This window comes from Pseudomonas sp. S3_A09, assembly GCF_054668065.1.
In genome coordinates, this window is sequence record NZ_CP162752.1 from 73,358 (window position 1) to 90,905 (window position 17,548).

Consider the following 17,548-nt stretch of genomic DNA (forward strand, 5'->3'; position numbering starts at 1 on the left):
TCCATCTTGCCTCTATCATGGCCGTGAACAAAATGTGTGTTTCAGAAAAACAACGCCGACTGCGTGCACTGCTGAGTACCGCCGCCGCGGTTATGTCTGCTTATTCAGCGGATACGATGGCCGCGAGTTGCAATTTCACCCAGGGTGAAACGTTCACGGCTAACTACGCCGCCGCGCCAATTACCTTGACGGTCCCTCGAGATACGCCCGCAGGCACGGTGGTGTACGAAGAAACCATCACAGCACCGAAGCAGGGTTTTAACTGCACTGTATCGTCACCCTTTATCTTTAGTCTGAACCCGACATTTGGTAGCGTTAAGACTGGTACTACTTTCCCCCTGGGTAAAACAGGGCTGTCAATGAAAATCAAGACCTCACAAAATGGCTATTTAAGTGCAGACAGGGTTATGTCCGGGAATTACCTGGACCCAAGCAGGACGTACACCCTTGAAATTACTAAATCAGGTGAACTGTCATCGAAAAATGAGGTTCCCGCAGGCAACCTGGGAGCGCATCGGTACGGCGATATTGATCTTGTGAAGGTTAACCTGACCAACCCAATCATCTTGAACGCTGCATCCTGCGAGACCCCGGATGTTTCTGTTCAAATGGGAGATGACTATTACCTTGATGAATTCAGCAAGATTGGTGATACGTCACAAAGCGTTCGATTCAACATTGGTCTTAACCAATGCCAGACAGGTATCCAGAAGGTCACCTATGCCCTTAAAGCCACTTCGCAAGTGATTGATCAGCAACAAGGCATCGTAGCGTTGAACGCCAGTTCGACCGCAAAAGGCATCGGCCTGAAACTGATGGACGACACCGGTAAACCTATTGTCCTGGGTACTACCTACCCATTCAATGGCTTCAGTACCACAGGCACAAGCTTCAAAATCCCTCTTTCTGCGGCTTATTACCGCCTGGCTGACGGCGAACTGAAGGCCGGCACTGCCAACGCGTCGGTTACCTTTGTAATGAACTATCTGTAGCACGCTGAGTGTCGGCATTGGCCGTGTTAAAACGCCGCCAGCACCGCCTAAAAGTTAATGCCCCGACAAGTCGAGGCATTAAGTTTTGTGGTCTTGGATACGTCAACAGGTTTTTTAAGCATTACGGCCCCCACCTGACCTCTCTAGACCAGAAACCACTCGCAGCGGGTTCGCTTGTATTATTTGGCTTGGCGAAGCACAAGCTCCGACAGCCGGGTTTTCACGCGGAAGCAGAACTCACGAATTTGAAATTGATACGCGGGCATAACCATATAGTTCAAATCGGAACCCAACGAGTCCTTGATTTCCATATATTTAGCCGTCTTGGCAGCAATGGCTTGGTATTCCGCCTCGTATTTAACGTAGGACGCTTTGTTGTAAACCTTTAAGACATCCAGCTCTTTACGGCATTGCTCAGCGCGATTCTGGTTTAAGTCTGTTTCTGATTCTGGCTGAGCGGACTCTGGAGAGGCGTGGGCCGCGGCGTTAGCAGGTGCAGCCTCATATCGCACAGTCCAATTGGGTGGTGACGAAGGTGCGACTTCAGGTGGTGCTTCATGGACGACGGCGGGAGGTGGAGTCACTTCAGGTTTTTTTTCTGGAGTTTTCGTAGCGCATCCCGCGAGGGCAAGTCCTACCACTACAACGATGCCACACATTTTATCCATCGGGTTCACCAAGAGGTCATTATGGTTGGCTGAGTCGTTAGGTTCTGGGTAAAAGCAATAACCCACTCAATCTTCGAGTGTAAATTCTCTACCAGACTCAAGGCGCTCAGCCTCTCTTCCTTGAGCGCACAGACGGACAATAGTAGTAAAAAAACAAAGAGATGACGAGTAAAAGCTGATCTTCCACCACCTAATCCCAGAAACACAAAAGCCCCGCAATCGCGGGGCTTTTGTTTGAATCTTGGCGGGAAACCAGGGATTCGAACCCTGGAGACGCTATTAACGTCCGCCGGTTTTCAAGACCGGTGCATTCAACCACTCTGCCAATTTCCCTTGTGCATCACAGGATTATAGTAGCCCATCCCGTCTCAGCGGGCGCCATAATACCCGAATGAAACACACTGTCAAACTCTTGCCATCGCTTGTTACAGAGCGTCTGTTATGATCTTTGCGACTGAACGTTTCAAAATCGAAGGAGTGTCGCCATGCGCGAACAGAATTACGCAGTGAATGGTAACGCGCAGGCTGAGCAGCTTGAAGTCAGCCGTGTGTTGCGCAACACCTATGGCTTGCTCGCCCTTACCCTCGCATTCAGCGGCGTGATGGCGTTCGTGGCCCAGCAGATGCGTGTCGGCTACCCGAATATCTTTGTCGTGCTGATCGGCTTCTATGGTCTGTTCTTCCTGACCAACAAGCTGCGTGACTCGGCCTGGGGCCTGGTGTCGGCGTTTGCCTTGACCGGTTTCATGGGCTTTATCCTCGGCCCGATCCTCAACCGTTACCTCGGCATGGCTGGCGGCGCGGAAGTGGTCAGCTCGGCGTTCGCCATGACGGCGCTGGTGTTTGGTGGTCTGTCGGCCTACGTGCTGATCACCCGTAAGGACATGAGCTTCCTGGGTGGCTTCATCACCGCTGGTTTCTTCGTGCTGCTGGCGGCGGTGGTTGCGGGCATGTTCTTCCAGATCAGCGGCCTGCAACTGGCGATCAGCGCAGGTTTCGTGCTGTTCTCCTCGGTGTGCATCCTGTTCCAGACCAGCGCAATCATCCATGGTGGCGAGCGTAACTACATCATGGCGACCATCAGCCTGTATGTGTCGATCTACAACCTGTTCATCAGCCTGTTGCAGATCTTCGGCATCATGAGCCGTGATGACTGATTGTTAACGCAATAAAAAATGCCCCGCATCGAAAGATGCGGGGCATTTTTGTTTCAAGGGAGTTAATACTGGTTGGGCTCCATTTCCAGATCAACCTTGAAACGCTCAGCGATGTCGCGCTGGATACGCTGGGCCAAGTTCGCAATATCGTGCCCCGTGGCATCGCCATAGTTGACCAGCACCAACGCCTGCAACTTGTGTACGCCGGCATCGCCGTCGCGAAAGCCCTTCCACCCCGCCTTGTCGATCAGCCAGCCGGCCGCGAGCTTCATCTGCCCATCCGCCTGCGGGTACGCCACCAGGTCCGGATACACCGCTTGCAGCTCAGCCGCCAGCGCCTGGGACACCAGCGGGTTCTTGAAGAAGCTGCCGGCATTGCCCAGTTCTGCCGGGTCCGGCAGTTTTTCCCGGCGGATGCTGCAGATCGCGCGGCTGACGTCACTCGGCGTCGCCTCGGTGATCCCCTGCCCCGCCAGGCGCTGTTGCACCGGCCCGTAGTCGAGTTTCAGGTGGCTGGCGCGACTCAGGGCAAAGCGCACGCGCAGGATCAGCCAGCGTCCGGTTTCGTGTTTGAACAGACTGTCGCGGTAGGCAAAGTTGCACTCGTCCAGGCTAAAGTCGCGCAGCTCGCCGGTGTGGCGATCCAGAGCAGTCAGGCCGGCGAATACATCCTTGATCTCCACGCCGTAGGCGCCGATGTTCTGCATCGGAGCTGCACCGACGGTGCCGGGGATAAGGCTGAGGTTTTCCAGGCCGCAGAATCCCTGTTCCAGGGTCCACAGCACGAACGGATGCCAGGCTTCGCCGGCTTCGGCTTCGACCACCACCTGCGTGCCGTCGTCATGCAACACACGGATGCCTTGGGTAGCCATGCGCAGGACCAGCGCCGGAATGTCCTGAGTCAACAGCAAGTTGCTACCACCGCCGATCACCAACAGCGGCACCGCGTGCACCGCTGAATAGGCCAGCGCCTCACGGACGTCATCATCGCTGTGGGCCTCGGCAAACAACTGGGCACTGACATCAATGCCAAAGCTGTTGAATGGCTTGAGCGATACCTGCGCAAGCACTTGCAAGGTCATAACCGTCCCTTCAATTCGATCACCAATAAATCACAGGCGCGTTCGATCAGGTCCAGGACCCGTTCGAAGCCTTGTTCACCTTCGTAATACGGGTCCGGCACTTCGTCAACTTCGGCGTCGTAGCGGCGCAGGAAAAGGTCCAGCTCCGCCTTGCCCTGGCCCGGTTGCAGGGCCTTGAGGTTGCGCAGGTTGCTGTGATCCATGGCCAGGATCAGGTCATAACGCGCAAAGTCGGCGCGAGACACCTGCTGGGCACGCTGGGCGGACAGATCGTAGCCGCGCACCAACGCCGCACGCTGACTGCGTTGATCCGGCGGGTTGCCGACATGCCATTCACCCGTCCCTGCAGACGCTACTTCCACCTGCCCCGCCAGCCCCGCTTCGCGCAATTTATGACGCAGTACGCCTTCTGCTGTGGGCGAACGGCAGATGTTGCCCAGGCAGACAAACAGAACCTCCATCAGGCCCCCAGCAGGCGACGGACGCGCTCAAGGTCTTCCGGGGTATCGACACCGGCCGGCGGTGCTTCCAGCGCATCGCCCACATGGATACGCACGCCGTGCCACAGGGCCCGCAGTTGCTCCAGGGATTCAGTGTTTTCCAGCCAGCACGGGCCCCAGCTGACGAAGTCATGCAGGAAACCGGCGCGGTAGGCGTAAATGCCGATATGGCGACGGTAAGGCACGCCTTCCGGCAATACGTCAGGTTTCTTGGCGAAGGCGTCGCGCGCCCAAGGCAAGACCGAGCGGCTGAACGTCAGCGCCAGGCCGTTGATGTCGCTGACCACTTTCACCACATTGGGGTTGAACAGGGTCTCGATGTCTTCGATCGGCTCGGCGAGGGTCGCCATGCGCGCTTCGCCATGGGCGGCCAGGTTGGCAGCGACCTGGTCGATCACGCTGGGCGGGATCAGGGGTTCGTCACCCTGTACGTTGACCACGATGGCGTCCGGTGCCAGGCCAAGCTGGGTGGCAACTTCAGCCAGGCGATCGGTGCCGGAGTTATGGTCTTCGCGGGTCAACACCGCCTCGGCGCCAAACCCCTTGCAGGCTTCGATGATACGCGGATCGTCGGTGGCCACCACCACACGCTCGGCGCTGCTTTTGCAGGCCTGTTCCCACACCCGCTGGATCATCGGCTTGTCGCCGATGAGTTGCAGCGGCTTGCCCGGCAAACGGGTCGATGCGTAGCGGGAAGGAATGACAACGGTAAAGGCGGTGGTCATTTATCCAGACGCTCGTCGGTGGTCAGGGTGCGGGCTTCGCTTTCCAGCATCACCGGGATGCCATCGCGGATCGGGTAAGCCAGGCCGGCGCCTTTGCTGATCAGCTCGGTTTTGTCGGCGCTGAGCTTGAGCGGGCCTTTGCAGATCGGGCAAGCGAGGATGTCGAGCAGTTTGGTGTCCATGAGTGGTTCCTGGAAAGCAGCGGTTTAAGGCAAAAGACGGGCAGGCAGCAGACGCATCAGCTGCGTGTCGAACCAGGCGATGAACGCCCGCGACGGCAGTGCATCCACCGCAAGGTACCACCAGTCGGGCTGGGCAAAGGCGCGGCACTTCACCGCGTCCTTCTCGGTCATGACCAGCGGCAATGACGGCGTAAAATTCAGGACCTCAGCGCTGTAGGGCGCGTGGTCGGCAAATGCATGGGGTATCGGCTGCCAGTGTAGCGTTTCAAGGGTATTGAAGAAACGTTGCGGGTTGCCAATACCGGCCACCGCATGCACCGGCTGGCCGGCGGGAAAATGATCCACCGGCTGCCGCTCGCCGGTCAGCAGGCTGACCAGTGCCGTGGGTTGCAAGCGAAAGGCGAAACCATCGTCTCGATCACTGACGGCGCCGTTGTACAGCAACGCGTCGACACTCTGCAGCCGCTCCACCGGCTCACGCAACGGCCCCGCCGGCAGGCAACGACGGTTGCCCAGGCCGCGGGCGGCGTCGATCAGGACCAGTTCAAGGTCACGGGCCAGGCGGTAGTGCTGCAGGCCGTCGTCGGAAAGGATCAGGTCCACGGTTTCGCTGGCCAGCAGCGCCTGGACTGCATGGCTACGATTGGGGTCGATCACCAACGGGACGCCGCAGCGCTGCACGATCAACAAAGGCTCGTCACCCGCCACTTCGGCGCTATGGCTGGCTTCAACCCGCCATGGCAACTGTGGCGGCTTGGCGCCATAACCGCGGCTGACCACCCCCACGCGCAAGCCGCTGCGTCGACAATGTTCGATCAACCACAGGATCAATGGCGTCTTGCCAGTGCCACCCACGGTGATATTACCGACCACCACCACCGGCACCGGCGATTGATAGATCTCGCCCTCACCCGCCAGGAAGCGCGCACGCTTGCGCTGCACAACTCCACGGTACAAGGACTCCAGCGGGCGCAGCAGCGTGAGTGCCGGATGGCCCTCGTACCAGGCCTTGAGCAAACGATCGGACATGGCCATCAGGGTTGGCCCGCCGCCTCGACGGTGGTCATGCGCAGATGACTGAAACCGAGCTTTCCGGCCGCGTCCATCGCGGTGATCACGGCCTGGTGCTGGGTCTTACCGTCGGCACTGATGGACAGTGGCAGCTTGGTGTCGCCGCCGGACTCTTTCTGCAAAGCGTCCATCAGGCTGGCCAGGTCGTTTTTCTCAAGCAACTGGTTGTTCACCGAAAACACCCCGTCGGCGCTGATGGCGATGTCCAATTGCTTGACTTGCTGGTCTTCGGCCGGCGAGCCGCTCACGGCTTCCGGCAGGTCGACGCGCAGCTCGGTCTGCCGGGTGAAGGTGGTGGTGACGACAAAAAACAGCAGCAGGATAAACACCACGTCAATCAGCGACGCGAGGTTGATATCGACGTTTTCCCGTTGCTTGCGGCGAAATTTCACGCTTTGCCCCCAACCAGGTCGACGTCACGGTCGCCTTGCACCACTTCCACCAGCTTGATGGCTTCCTGTTCCATGCCGACCACCAGCTCATCAATGCGACGTTGCAGGAATCGGTGGAAGAACACCGAAGGAATACCCACCATCAAGCCTGCGGCTGTGGTGATCAGCGCTTTGGAGATACCGCCGGCCAGTACGGCCGCGTTGGTGGTCATGCCGGCGCCCATGAATGAGCTGAAAATATCGATCATACCCAGCACTGTGCCGAGCAAGCCGAGCAACGGCGCCATCGCGGCGATGGTGCCGAGAGCATTGATATAACGCTCAAGCTCATGAATGACGCGGGCGGCGGCCTCTTCGATGCACTCCTTCATGATCTCGCGACCGTGCTTGGAGTTGGCCAGGCCTGCAGCAAGGATTTCACCCAACGGGGAGTTGGCGCGCAGTTCCTTGAGCTTTTCCTTGTCCAGTTGCTTGTTCTTGATCCAACCCCAGACCTGCCCCAGCAGATGCTCGGGGGTCACGCGGCTGGCGCGCAGGGTCCACAGGCGTTCGGCGACGATGCCGAGTGCGGCGATAGAGCTCATGATGATCGGCAACATCATCCAGCCGCCGGATTTGACCAATTCCCACACAGTGAATGTCCCCTCGAAAAAGTGCGCCACTTTACCATATAGGTGCGTAGACCACAGACCCCATCGGCCTCGGCTAAGGTAACCGCTCGCGCCAGAACCGGCGTTGACTGCGCGCAACAACCGGCGCCGCGAAAGCCCCTAATCGCAGACGCACGGCGCCCTGCTCGGCAGAGTCATACACCTGGCTGCCCAACCGCTGGTAACGCGCCATCACCTGCGGATGGGGATGGCCGAACGCGTTGCTGCGCCCACGCGAGATCAGCACAGATCGCGGCGCAAGCCGTTCCACAAAGGGCCAGGACGAAGAACTGCGACTGCCATGGTGCGGCGCCTGCAGCCAATCGGTGGGCACAGCAAGGGGGGACGCGAGCATGGCCTGTTCGGCTGCGCGGTCAATATCACCGGTCAGCAACAGGCGCTCACCCTTGGCCTGCACCTGCAAAACGCAGGACTTCGCGTTGCCGCTGATAGCGTCAGGCCATTGCCAGAGTTCGAAGGTCACGCCATCCCAGGTCCAGCGCTCGCCACTGACGCAAGGCTGGGTGCCGAGCGATATTGGCAGGCCTTCGGTCTCTCCGCCCACCACGCGCTTGATCGGCATGCCTTTGGCAATGGCTGCTGCGCCACCGGCATGATCGGCGTCGGCGTGGCTGAGCAGCAGCATGTCCAGCTCCCCTATCCCGAGTTTTCGCAAAGATGGCAGTACCACGCGGGCCCCCAGGTCAAAGGCTCCGGAGCGCGGGCCGGCGTCGTACAGCAAGGTGTGATGGCGGGTACGCAAAATCAGCGATTGCCCCTGGCCGACGTCAAGCTGCGTCACCTCCACCTGCCCGTCAGGCACCGGCGCTCGCGGTGGAAACACCGCCAGCAACAGCATCGGCCAGCCCAGCACACGAAACGGCACGCCCTTGGGCAACAGGAGCAACGTGGCGCCCAGCAGACTCACCAGCCAATACCCCGGCGGTACTTCGGCCGGAATCCAGGCCGGCATCTGCCCGGCGAGCCACGCCAAGCCGTTAAACAAGGCATCCAGCGCCCCTCCCGCCAGCCAGAGCAATCCTTCCCCCACAAACGGCAGCACCAGCAATGCGCTGCCCAACAGGGCCAACGGCAATACCACCAGGCTGATCCATGGCACCGCCACCAGGTTAGCGAATGGTGCGCTCAGGCTGATGGGCAACCCCAACACCAGCAAGACCGGAAACAACCCGATGGCAATCAACCACTGCGGCCGGGTCCAGGCCTGCCATAGGCTCCAGGGCCCCAGCCGTCCGCCAAACGCCAGGATCAGCACCGCCACCGCCGCAAATGACAGCCAGAAACCCGGCTGCACACTGGCCAATGGTTCCAGGACCAGCACCCCATTGAGCGCCAGCAACAACGGCCACCACAGCCCGAGATGACGCAAGCGCCATCGCCACAACAATACCAACCCAACCATCACACAGGCGCGCTGTACCGGCACGCCAAACCCGGCCAGCAAGCCATAACCCAATGCCGTGGTGAACGCCAGCCCACAGGCCCACGGCAGCCACGGCCAGGTTCGAGGCCAGAACCCATAGCGCGCCAGGCCGGCGATCAATCCGTAGATCAAGCCAGCGAGCAAGCCGATGTGCTGGCCGGAGATGACCAGCAGGTGCACAGTGCCGGTGTCCTGCAGTACCTGCCAATCAGCCGCCGCCAATCCAGAGCCATCGCCCAACACCAAGGCAATCAGGCCTGCCTCCCTGCCTTGGGCATCTACCGCCAGCAGGCGCTGACGCACACTGTCACGCCAGGCGGCGGCAGCCGGGGCCAGGCGCTCTCCGTCCTTTACCGTACCCGTGGCGCCGATGCGCTGGGCGAGCAGCCAGGCCTCCTGATCAAACCCATGAAAGTTCAGCAACCCGGCCGGCCGCTTGAGGGTGATTGCCAGGCGCCAGCGTTCACCGCTGCGCACGGGCGGCCCACCGCGCCAGGACACCCGGATGCGCTTGGGCAACCGAGCGTTACGCGACCGACTGTCGGTGAGTACGAAGCGCACGCCATCGCCCGTCTGTTGCGGCAGCCCGCTGACCTGCCCTTCCACCCAGCGTGTTTGCCCCTCCAGCGCGGGCCTGAGACGGTCATCCAGCGCCCACTGCGCGCTGATACAGGCCCAACTCAGCCCCAACAGAAAAAACGCCAAGGGATAAGTGCGAAACGGCAACAGCATCAAGGCCAACACCAGCAGGGCGATCAGCCAACCGGTCGGCGGCAATGCCGGTAAAAAGCGCAAGGCCAGCAACCCCAGCGCAAACGCGAACATCCCTGTCCTCATGGATCCTCCTTTTCGAGTGATCCACTCAGTCTTAGCCGGTTGTCCAATACGGCCTATGATGTTTTGTCACAAAGTCTGAATTTTCTGTTTATAGAATGCGGGCATACTTGGCCCTCGAACTGACCTGGACCCCTTATGCCCCGGCGCTTATTCAAACGATACATGCCTGACCCCAGCAGTATCAGGGAACACAAGTCATTACAGTTTCTCGGCACCTTGCTGCATGACCCGAACCTCTGGCACCTGAACCGGCATTCGGTCGCACGCGCAATGGCCGTGGGTTTGTTCGCGGCCTTTATCCCGATTCCGTTGCAGATGTTGCTGGCAGCCGTCCTGGCGATCACCGTGCGCGCCAATATGCCCATCGCGGTCAGCCTGGTATGGCTGACCAACCCGATTACCATGCCTGTGGTGTTTATCTGTACTTACATGACCGGCGCCTGGCTGATGAATGTGCCGCCGCGCAGCTTGCCGGATGACCTGACCTGGGAATGGATCAGCGGCCAATTGAGCACGTTATGGCAGCCGTTCCTGCTGGGTTCAGTGGTGTTGGGGCTGGTATTGGGCGCGATCGCGTACTGCCTGACCATGGGCTATTGGCGCTGGTGGGTGGCCCACCAATGGAAAAAACGCAAACAACGTCGCGCCTAGCAAGCCCGCAGGCGCAGATGCACCCGTAACCCTTGCCCGGTATTTTCTGCCCAGAGGCTACCGTCCTGGCGCTGCACGGCATTGCGCGCGATGCTCAGGCCCAGGCCGAAGCCACCATCGCCCGGGCGTGAACCGTCCAGCCGGGTAAAAGGTGCGAAGATCCGCTCCAGATCCCCTTCATCTATCCCGCCGCCCTGGTCCTCCAGCCACACATGCCAATAGTCACCTTCGCGACGCCCATCCAGGCTGACCACACCGCCCACGGGTGAGTGGCGGATGGCATTGCGCAGGATGTTTTCCAGCGCCTGGGCCAACGCGTTCAGGTTGCCTCGCACCCAGCAATCCGGGCCGAGCAGGCACGGCAGACGCGATGCCGGCCAATCGCTCTCGAAACACGCGTTTTCGCGCAGCATGTCCCACAAGGCCTGCAGCTGAATATCTTCCTGAGGCAGCGGCGCCCGTTCGGTGTCCAGCCAGGCCAGTTGCAGGCTGTCTTCGACCAGGCGTTGCATGGCGTCGATCTCACGGCCGAGGCGCTCGCGCAGTTGCGTCAGGTCTTGCTCACTGTCACAGGCCACCCGCAGACGGCTCAGCGGTGTGCGCAGTTCGTGGGACATGTCCCGCAGCAGTTGCTGCTGCAACACCACGGTGCCCTGCAAACGCTCGGACATATGGTCGAACGCACGGCCCAGCTCGCCCAATTCATCCCGGCGACTGGTCGCATCGTGGGATAACCGGGTATTCAATTGATCGGCACGCCAGGCGTTGGCCTGCTCACGCAGTTGATTCAGGGGCACGATCAGCAACCGATACAGGCCGACGCACAACAACAGGGTAAACAGACCGGGGATAACGCCATTGGTCACCACCCGCCAGAACAGCTGATAGCGCCCCGGCATGAAGCGCTGCGGCAACTCGATCACCAGCGAACCCGCGTTGGGGTCGACGGGGAACGGGATTTTCAGCCACGGCAGGCCTTTGACATGTCGGCTCACCGGCCAATCCAGGCCACGCAGAAAGGTCAGGCGCTGGCTTTCCTTATCGGTCAGCGGGTAACTGCTGAGCGACTGCAGGTCATTGCCGATCACGCCTATCCAGGTGGTTTCACGCTTGCCCATCGCCTGCAGCCAAGCGTCGACACCCGCACGTCCACCCTGACTCCACGCCTGCTCGGCACCGACTGCGTAGCCACTCAACGTGATCCGCGCTTCATCGGACAGGTAGGCGTTCTTCTGCTCCATGTACCGACCCCACGACCAACTGAGCCAGATCATCAGCAAACAGAAGGCGATCAACAGGCAGGCCAGCTTCCAGAACAACGAGTGCTTGCCCGGCAGCCGCTTCAAGGGGCGTTCAAAGGCTGTCATCGGCACCGCTCAGCACATAGCCTTTGCCCCACACCGTACGCACTTCGCGCTCGGTGTAGCCGATGGCCTTGAGCTTGCGGCGGATCTGGCTGATGTGCATGTCGAGGCTGCGGTCATGGGGCGCGTAACCGCGTTGCAGCACATGCTGGTAAAGGAAGGGTTTGCTGAGGACTTCTTCAGCGTTGCGATGCAGGGTTTCCAACAGCCGGTATTCACTGCGGGTCAAGCCGGCCCAGTGCCCCAGGTGGAAGACATCGCACAATTGATCGTCGAAGCGCAGGGTGCGGGCATCGTCACGTGCGGGTGCCAGGCTCGGCAATGGGCGTCGGTCCAGGGCCACCCGGCGCAGGATGGCTTCAATGCGCACACGCAGCTCGATCATGCTGAACGGCTTGGGCAGGTAGTCATCGGCGCCCAGGCGGAAACCGCTGATGCGATCGGCCTCGGCCCCCAGTGCCGACATCAGGATCACCGGGATCGAATGGCTCTGACGCAGGTGGGTCAGGATCGACAACCCATCCAGCCCCGGCAGCAGGATATCCATCAGCACCACGTCAAACACTTGATTGCGCGCCATCTGCAGGCCTTGCTGGCCGTTCTGGCACCAGGTGACGTGGAAACCACAGCGGCCCAGGTGCTCCTGGACATAGGCGCCCAGCACGGGGTCATCTTCAATGGTCAGGACACTGGGTAGGCCAATCGCTGCGGGATTCATTAGTATCTGCAATTCATTCTCAATCACTGATTATTCAAGATTCACCCGCCACAGGCAATCGCCACCGCGCCAAATGCCTTGAAGATTGCCGTATGTCATTAATTTGCAAGATTCCTCGCCGCGCAAATGGCTACACTGCGCAGGTGGCGCGGACCGGATGCCCGCGCAATTTCGTAGATATCAATGTGGTAGCAGGAGAGTGGCGTGCTGACAAGAATGGGGATAAAAGGCCGCGTACTGTTGCTGACCTTATTACCGACCAGCCTGATGGCCTCGTTGTTGGGGGGCTATTTCACCTGGATGCAGCTCTCGGAACTGCAGACCCAATTGCTGCAACGCGGCGAGATGATTGCCGAGCAATTGGCGCCGCTGGTCGCGCCCGCCCTCAGCGCGCGCAACACCGATCTGCTTGAGCGCATCGCCACTCAATCCCTGGAACAGCCGGACGTGCGTGCCGTGTCCTTTCTGAGCCCCGAACGCGCGTCCCTCGCCCACGCCGGCCCGACCATGCTCAACCAACCGCCGGTCGGCAACAGCTCTCACCTGCTGCAACGCACCGGCAATGACGCCACCCGCTATTTGCTGCCGGTGTTCGGGCGCCATCGCAACCTTGCCGGCGAGCTGATCCCGGATGAAGCCGACCGCCTGCTGGGCTGGGTCGAGGTGGAACTGTCCCACAACGGCATGTTGCTGCGCGGCTACCGCAGCCTGTTCGCCAGCCTGTTGCTGATCGCCATCGGCCTGATTTGCACCGCCGCGCTGGCGCTGCGCATCAGCCGCACGATCAATTCGCCGATCGGCCAGATCAAACAAGCCGTGGCTCAACTCAAGGACGGCAATCTGGAAACCCGCCTGCCGCCCCTGGGCAGCCAGGAACTGGACCAGCTCGCTTCCGGCATCAACCGCATGGCCGAGACCTTGCAGAATGCCCAGGAAGAACTGCAACACAGCATCGACCAGGCTACCGAGGACGTGCGCCAGAACCTGGAAACCATCGAGATCCAGAACATTGAGCTGGACCTGGCACGCAAGGAGGCCTTGGAGGCCAGCCGCATCAAATCGGAGTTCCTGGCCAACATGAGCCATGAGATCCGCACGCCGCTCAACGGCATCCTTGGCTTTACCCACTTATTGCAAAAAAGCGAGCTGACCCCACGCCAGCTTGACTACCTGGGCACCATCGAAAAGTCCGCCGACAACCTGCTGGGCATCATCAACGAGATCCTCGATTTCTCGAAAATCGAAGCCGGCAAGCTGGTGCTCGACAGCATCCCGTTCAACCTTCGGGACTTGCTGCAAGACACCCTGACCATCCTCGCACCCGCCGCCCATGCCAAACAGTTGGAACTGGTGAGCCTGGTGTACCGCGACACGCCGCTGGCGTTGGTCGGCGACCCGCTGCGCTTGAAGCAGATCCTCACCAACCTGATCAGCAACGCGATCAAGTTCACCCGCGAGGGCACCATCGTGGCCCGGGCAATGATCGAGGACGAACAGGAGGACAGCGTGCAATTGCGCATCAGCGTGCAGGACACCGGTATCGGCCTGTCCAGCCAGGACGTGCGCGCGCTGTTCCAGGCCTTCAGCCAGGCCGACAACTCGCTGTCGCGCCAACCCGGCGGCACGGGGCTGGGCCTGGTGATTTCCAAGCGCCTGATCGAGCAGATGGGCGGCGAAATCGGCGTCGACAGCACGCCGGGCGAAGGTTCGGAATTCTGGATCAGCCTGAACCTGCCCAAGACCCGCGACGACGTCGAAGACTTGCCTTCCGCGCCCCTGCTGGGTCATCGCGTCGCCGTGCTGGAAAACCATGAACTGGCACGCCAGGCGCTGCAACATCAATTGGAAGACTGCGGCCTGGAAGTCACCCCGTTCAATAGCCTGGAAAGTCTGACCAACGGCATCACCAGCGCCCATCAGACCGAACAGGCCATCGACCTGGCGGTGCTCGGCGTGACGGCCAACGACATCCCGCCCGAGCGCCTCAACCAGCACCTGTGGGACCTCGAACACTTGGGCTGCAAAGTGCTGGTGCTGTGCCCCACCACCGAGCAGATGCTGTTCAACCAATCCGTGCCCAACCCCAACAGCCAGTTGCAGGCCAAACCGGCGTGCACGCGCAAACTGCGCCGTGCGCTGTCCGACCTGATCAGCCCGCGTCCGTCGCGCAGTGAACCGGGCGAACCGTTGTCCAGCCGTGCGCCGCGCGTATTGTGCGTGGATGACAATCCGGCGAACCTGCTGCTGGTACAGACCCTGCTGGAAGACATGGGCGCGCGGGTGCGTGCCGTGGAAAGCGGTTATGCCGCCATCGACGCCGTGAAACAGGACACCTTCGACCTGGTGCTGATGGACGTACAAATGCCCGGCATGGATGGCCGCCAGAGCACCGAGGCGATCCGCCAGTGGGAAAGCGAACGCAGCGGCACGCCATTGCCAGTGGTCGCCCTCACCGCCCACGCCATGGCCAACGAAAAACGCGCCTTGCTGCAAAGCGGCATGGACGATTACCTGACCAAACCCATCAGCGAGCGGCAGCTGGCTCAGGTGGTATTGAAGTGGACCGGCCTGGCCCTGCGCAATCAAGGCCCGGAACGCGTAGCGGATGGCCTCGGCCCCGGCGTACAACTGCCTGTGCTTGACCATGAAGAAGGCCTGCGCCTGGCCGCCGGTAAGGCGGATCTGGCGGCGGACATGCTCGCCATGTTGCTCGCCTCCCTGGAGGCCGACCGACTCGCCATCACCATTGCGCGTGACGCCAACGACAACAACGCCCTGATCGAGCGTGTGCACCGACTGCATGGCGCCACCCGTTATTGCGGCGTACCGCAACTGCGGGCCGCCTGCCACCGCGCCGAAACCCTGCTCAAGCAGGACGACGCCAAGGCCCAGCATGCCTTGGACGAACTGGACATGGCCATCGCCCGACTCGCCAGTGAAGCGCGGGTCAACGCCTGATTTTGCACAGGTACCGGCGTTTGTGGTGAGCGGGCTTGTCGGCTCGCCGTATCGCGCGAGCGGGGCAAGCCCGCTCACCACAAACGCCTGTGCCTTCATTTGTCATTGCAGGGAGCATTTCCATGCGCGTCATTCTTTTCAGCAGCCAGACCTACGACCGCGACAGTTTCCTCGGCGAACCGCTGCCGCCTGGCCTGGAGCTTCAGTTCCAGCCAGCCCGTCTCAATCTGGACACCGTAGCCCTGGCCGAGCATCACGAAGTGGTCTGCGCCTTTATCAACGACGACCTCAGCGCCCCGGTCCTGGAGCATCTGGCCAAGGGTGGCACGCGGTTGATCGCCTTGCGTTCGGCGGGTTACAACCATGTGGACCTGGCCTGCGCCAAGCGCCTGGGCCTGACCATCGTGCGGGTACCGGCGTATTCGCCCCATGCGGTGGCCGAGCATGCGGTCGCACTGATCCTCGCCCTCAACCGTCGACTGCACCGGGCCTACAACCGCACCCGCGATGGCGATTTCAGCCTGCATGGCCTCACCGGGTTCGACCTGGTGGGCAAGACCGTCGGCGTGGTCGGCACCGGGCAGATCGGCGCTACGTTTGCCAAGATCATGGCCGGCTTCGGCTGCCAGTTGCTCGCCTATGACCCCTTCCCCAACCCGCAGGTACAGGCCCTGGGCACGCGCTACGTGAGCCTGCCCGAACTGCTCGCCCAGGCACAGATCATCAGCCTGCATTGCCCGCTCACCGCCGACAGCAAGCACTTGATCAACGCCCGCTCCCTGGCGCAGATGCAGCCGGGCGCGATGCTGATCAACACAGGTCGCGGCGGCCTGGTCGACACCCCGGCGCTGATTGAGGCGCTCAAGGACGGCCAGCTCGGCTATCTGGGACTGGATGTGTATGAAGAGGAGGCCCAGCTGTTTTTCGAGGACCGCTCCGACCTGCCCCTGCAGGACGACGTCCTCGCGCGCCTGCTGACCTTCCCCAATGTGATCATCACCGCCCACCAGGCGTTCCTCACGCGCGAGGCCCTGGCGGCGATTGCCGGCACCACCCTGGCCAACATTGCCGCCTGGGCCGATGGGCGGGCGCAGAACCTTGTCGAAGGATGATCAGCGGTCACATACCGGGCTCATGATGAGCCAGCACCGTGATAGGATGCCGCGCCTATTTGGAGGATCCATGGCCGAACACGATTTCCGCTTCAGTTTGCTGAGCCCGCAACACACCCTGATCGAATGCCGCGCCCTGGTGCCGGGCCGTTATCAGGTCACTGGCAACGGTGGTTCGATCAAGCACGGCGACGTGCTGATCGTCACCTTGCGCGGTAGTAAAACCCTGTCGATGCGCCTCACCGTCGAAGGTGACGCGCGCTACTCCATCCGCCCGGCAGGCCAGTGGGTCGCCATGGCCCAGGGGCCGAAGTTCGGCGAGTTGGAGATTCACACCTGGAAGGTCAACTGCGACAGCTGCGAGGCCGTGCTGGAGTTCGAATTCGCGGTGGAAACCAAGCTGACCAAAGAGCCGCTGCAACCCGCCGCGAATGCGCGCATTGCCGAACTGGGCTGGGCCAGCGAGGGTGACAAGCACCGCTGCCCGAAATGCCAGAAGGCCGCGCAATGAGAGGCCTGCTTCTGCTCGCCGCCATCGGTGCGGCCCTGACGGGTTGCGCCGGGGATTCGGTCAAGCTCAAGCAGGATCACAGCTACGTGGTGGAATGGATTGGTGAACGCCCGCTGATGGACTATGCGCACCTGACCGTCACCCTCGGCGCCGATGGCCGCGCCTACGGCAATGGCGGCTGCAACCACTGGTTTGCGCCCTACACCGTCGACGGCGACAGCCTCAGCTTCGGCAAGATCGGCAGCACCCGCAAACTCTGCGCCGAGGCCCTGATGGAGCAGGAACACCGCTTCTTCCAGGCCCTGCAAGGCGTGCAGCGTTGGGATATCTCGCCCATCGAGCAGACGCGGTTCTGGCCGGCCGAAGGCAAGCCGATCCGCTTGTGGCTCGAAGAAGGCTGATGTACCAATCTATGGCTTGATGGAAGCTGAATGTGGGAGGGGGCTTGCCCCCGATAGCGCTGGATCAGTCAATATATTATTGCTGACATGCCGTCATCGGAGGCAAGCCCCCTCCCACAGGTGTTTTGAGTCG

The 17,548-nt window shown here is 61.0% G+C and carries 18 protein-coding genes and 1 tRNA gene; 7 read left to right on the plus strand and 12 right to left on the minus strand.

Going from position 1 to position 17,548, the window contains the following annotated elements; all coding sequences use genetic code 11:
* Positions 1-17: 17 nt before the first annotated feature.
* The gene (locus AB4N92_RS00350) at positions 18-992 is read left to right on the plus strand and encodes a fimbrial protein (protein ID WP_226994520.1); all 975 of its coding nucleotides are present in this window, start codon (positions 18-20) and stop codon (positions 990-992) included.
* 179 nt (positions 993-1,171) lie between these two features.
* Here AB4N92_RS00350 and AB4N92_RS00355 read toward each other — a convergent pair whose 3' ends face one another.
* Both AB4N92_RS00355 and AB4N92_RS00360 read right to left on the minus strand, forming a co-directional pair.
* Positions 1,172-1,669, minus strand: coding sequence for a hypothetical protein (locus AB4N92_RS00355; protein ID WP_226994521.1), 498 nt, complete (start codon positions 1,667-1,669; stop codon positions 1,172-1,174).
* Positions 1,670-1,902: 233 nt separating this feature from the next.
* Positions 1,903-1,993: transfer RNA gene (locus tag AB4N92_RS00360), tRNA-Ser, on the minus strand.
* Positions 1,994-2,145: 152 nt separating this feature from the next.
* Between AB4N92_RS00360 and AB4N92_RS00365 the strand changes: the two genes are divergently transcribed.
* Positions 2,146-2,817 carry a Bax inhibitor-1/YccA family protein gene (locus AB4N92_RS00365; RefSeq protein WP_010209655.1) on the plus strand — a complete coding sequence of 224 codons (672 nt, stop codon included), beginning with the start codon at positions 2,146-2,148 and terminating at the stop codon, positions 2,815-2,817.
* Positions 2,818-2,879: 62 nt separating this feature from the next.
* On the opposite strand, the gene murB is transcribed toward AB4N92_RS00365, so the two are convergent.
* The 8 genes from murB to AB4N92_RS00405 all read right to left on the minus strand — a co-directional run bounded on the left by murB (position 2,880) and on the right by AB4N92_RS00405 (position 9,700).
* On the minus strand, positions 2,880-3,899 hold the full coding sequence (gene murB / locus AB4N92_RS00370) for a UDP-N-acetylmuramate dehydrogenase (RefSeq protein ID WP_010209654.1): 1,020 nt from the start codon (positions 3,897-3,899) through the stop codon (positions 2,880-2,882).
* On the minus strand, positions 3,896-4,360 hold the full coding sequence (locus AB4N92_RS00375; protein ID WP_010209653.1) for a low molecular weight protein-tyrosine-phosphatase: 465 nt from the start codon (positions 4,358-4,360) through the stop codon (positions 3,896-3,898). Before AB4N92_RS00375 ends, murB begins: the two co-directional genes overlap by 4 nt.
* On the minus strand, positions 4,360-5,124 hold the full coding sequence (gene kdsB, locus AB4N92_RS00380; protein WP_010209652.1) for a 3-deoxy-manno-octulosonate cytidylyltransferase: 765 nt from the start codon (positions 5,122-5,124) through the stop codon (positions 4,360-4,362). Before kdsB ends, AB4N92_RS00375 begins: the two co-directional genes overlap by 1 nt.
* The gene (locus AB4N92_RS00385; protein WP_003174668.1) at positions 5,121-5,306 is read right to left on the minus strand and encodes a Trm112 family protein; all 186 of its coding nucleotides are present in this window, start codon (positions 5,304-5,306) and stop codon (positions 5,121-5,123) included. Before AB4N92_RS00385 ends, kdsB begins: the two co-directional genes overlap by 4 nt.
* Positions 5,307-5,330: 24 nt before the next feature.
* Positions 5,331-6,341: a tetraacyldisaccharide 4'-kinase gene (lpxK, locus tag AB4N92_RS00390; RefSeq protein WP_236267456.1), complete on the minus strand. Its 1,011-nt coding sequence runs from the start codon at positions 6,339-6,341 to the stop codon at positions 5,331-5,333.
* Positions 6,341-6,769 (minus strand): ExbD/TolR family protein, encoded by a 429-nt coding sequence (locus AB4N92_RS00395; protein WP_010209650.1) that lies wholly within the window; start codon positions 6,767-6,769, stop codon positions 6,341-6,343. The genes lpxK and AB4N92_RS00395 overlap by 1 nt, the downstream gene beginning before the upstream one ends.
* Positions 6,766-7,401, minus strand: a complete 636-nt coding sequence (locus tag AB4N92_RS00400; RefSeq protein ID WP_010209649.1) for a MotA/TolQ/ExbB proton channel family protein — start codon at positions 7,399-7,401, stop codon at positions 6,766-6,768. The genes AB4N92_RS00395 and AB4N92_RS00400 overlap by 4 nt, the downstream gene beginning before the upstream one ends.
* Positions 7,402-7,474: 73 nt before the next feature.
* A complete protein-coding gene (locus AB4N92_RS00405; RefSeq protein WP_236267454.1) occupies positions 7,475-9,700 on the minus strand; it encodes a DNA internalization-related competence protein ComEC/Rec2 in 2,226 nt (741 codons plus the stop codon).
* A gap of 135 nt (positions 9,701-9,835) precedes the next feature.
* Between AB4N92_RS00405 and AB4N92_RS00410 the strand changes: the two genes are divergently transcribed.
* The gene (locus AB4N92_RS00410; protein ID WP_021492748.1) at positions 9,836-10,351 is read left to right on the plus strand and encodes a DUF2062 domain-containing protein; all 516 of its coding nucleotides are present in this window, start codon (positions 9,836-9,838) and stop codon (positions 10,349-10,351) included.
* Here the strand turns inward: AB4N92_RS00410 and AB4N92_RS00415 are convergent.
* Together AB4N92_RS00415 and AB4N92_RS00420 are read right to left on the minus strand one after the other, a co-directional pair.
* Complete coding sequence (locus tag AB4N92_RS00415; protein WP_010209646.1) at positions 10,348-11,718, minus strand: sensor histidine kinase; 1,371 nt, start codon at positions 11,716-11,718, stop codon at positions 10,348-10,350. The genes AB4N92_RS00410 and AB4N92_RS00415 overlap by 4 nt on opposite strands.
* Positions 11,705-12,433, minus strand: coding sequence for a response regulator transcription factor (locus tag AB4N92_RS00420; RefSeq protein ID WP_021492750.1), 729 nt, complete (start codon positions 12,431-12,433; stop codon positions 11,705-11,707). Before AB4N92_RS00420 ends, AB4N92_RS00415 begins: the two co-directional genes overlap by 14 nt.
* Before the next feature lie 204 nt (positions 12,434-12,637).
* On the opposite strand from AB4N92_RS00420, the gene AB4N92_RS00425 reads away from it, so the two are divergent.
* The 4 genes from AB4N92_RS00425 (at position 12,638) to AB4N92_RS00440 (ending at position 17,415) form a co-directional block, all read left to right on the plus strand.
* Positions 12,638-15,391 (plus strand): response regulator, encoded by a 2,754-nt coding sequence (locus AB4N92_RS00425; protein ID WP_021492751.1) that lies wholly within the window; start codon positions 12,638-12,640, stop codon positions 15,389-15,391.
* Positions 15,392-15,513: 122 nt separating this feature from the next.
* The gene (locus AB4N92_RS00430) at positions 15,514-16,503 is read left to right on the plus strand and encodes a 2-hydroxyacid dehydrogenase (RefSeq protein WP_010209643.1); all 990 of its coding nucleotides are present in this window, start codon (positions 15,514-15,516) and stop codon (positions 16,501-16,503) included.
* Between the two features lie 70 nt (positions 16,504-16,573).
* Positions 16,574-17,014 carry a hypothetical protein gene (locus tag AB4N92_RS00435; RefSeq protein ID WP_010209642.1) on the plus strand — a complete coding sequence of 147 codons (441 nt, stop codon included), beginning with the start codon at positions 16,574-16,576 and terminating at the stop codon, positions 17,012-17,014.
* A complete protein-coding gene (locus tag AB4N92_RS00440; RefSeq protein WP_010209641.1) occupies positions 17,011-17,415 on the plus strand; it encodes an META domain-containing protein in 405 nt (134 codons plus the stop codon). Before AB4N92_RS00435 ends, AB4N92_RS00440 begins: the two co-directional genes overlap by 4 nt.
* The last annotated feature ends 133 nt before the right edge of the window (positions 17,416-17,548 follow it).

What these genes read in the sequence shown, in the direction of transcription:
- AB4N92_RS00350 (WP_226994520.1), top strand. Translation starts at nt 18, where the DNA reads ATGGCCGTGAACAAAATGTGTGTTTCAGAAAAACAACGCCGACTGCGT.
- AB4N92_RS00365 (WP_010209655.1), top strand. Translation starts at nt 2,146, where the DNA reads ATGCGCGAACAGAATTACGCAGTGAATGGTAACGCGCAGGCTGAGCAG.
- murB (WP_010209654.1), bottom strand. Translation starts at nt 3,899, where the DNA reads ATGACCTTGCAAGTGCTTGCGCAGGTATCGCTCAAGCCATTCAACAGC.
- AB4N92_RS00375 (WP_010209653.1), bottom strand. Translation starts at nt 4,360, where the DNA reads ATGGAGGTTCTGTTTGTCTGCCTGGGCAACATCTGCCGTTCGCCCACA.
- kdsB (WP_010209652.1), bottom strand. Translation starts at nt 5,124, where the DNA reads ATGACCACCGCCTTTACCGTTGTCATTCCTTCCCGCTACGCATCGACC.
- AB4N92_RS00385 (WP_003174668.1), bottom strand. Translation starts at nt 5,306, where the DNA reads ATGGACACCAAACTGCTCGACATCCTCGCTTGCCCGATCTGCAAAGGC.
- lpxK (WP_236267456.1), bottom strand. Translation starts at nt 6,341, where the DNA reads ATGGCCATGTCCGATCGTTTGCTCAAGGCCTGGTACGAGGGCCATCCG.
- AB4N92_RS00405 (WP_236267454.1), bottom strand. Translation starts at nt 9,700, where the DNA reads ATGAGGACAGGGATGTTCGCGTTTGCGCTGGGGTTGCTGGCCTTGCGC.
- AB4N92_RS00410 (WP_021492748.1), top strand. Translation starts at nt 9,836, where the DNA reads ATGCCCCGGCGCTTATTCAAACGATACATGCCTGACCCCAGCAGTATC.
- AB4N92_RS00415 (WP_010209646.1), bottom strand. Translation starts at nt 11,718, where the DNA reads ATGACAGCCTTTGAACGCCCCTTGAAGCGGCTGCCGGGCAAGCACTCG.
- AB4N92_RS00420 (WP_021492750.1), bottom strand. Translation starts at nt 12,433, where the DNA reads ATGAATCCCGCAGCGATTGGCCTACCCAGTGTCCTGACCATTGAAGAT.
- AB4N92_RS00430 (WP_010209643.1), top strand. Translation starts at nt 15,514, where the DNA reads ATGCGCGTCATTCTTTTCAGCAGCCAGACCTACGACCGCGACAGTTTC.
- AB4N92_RS00435 (WP_010209642.1), top strand. Translation starts at nt 16,574, where the DNA reads ATGGCCGAACACGATTTCCGCTTCAGTTTGCTGAGCCCGCAACACACC.
- AB4N92_RS00440 (WP_010209641.1), top strand. Translation starts at nt 17,011, where the DNA reads ATGAGAGGCCTGCTTCTGCTCGCCGCCATCGGTGCGGCCCTGACGGGT.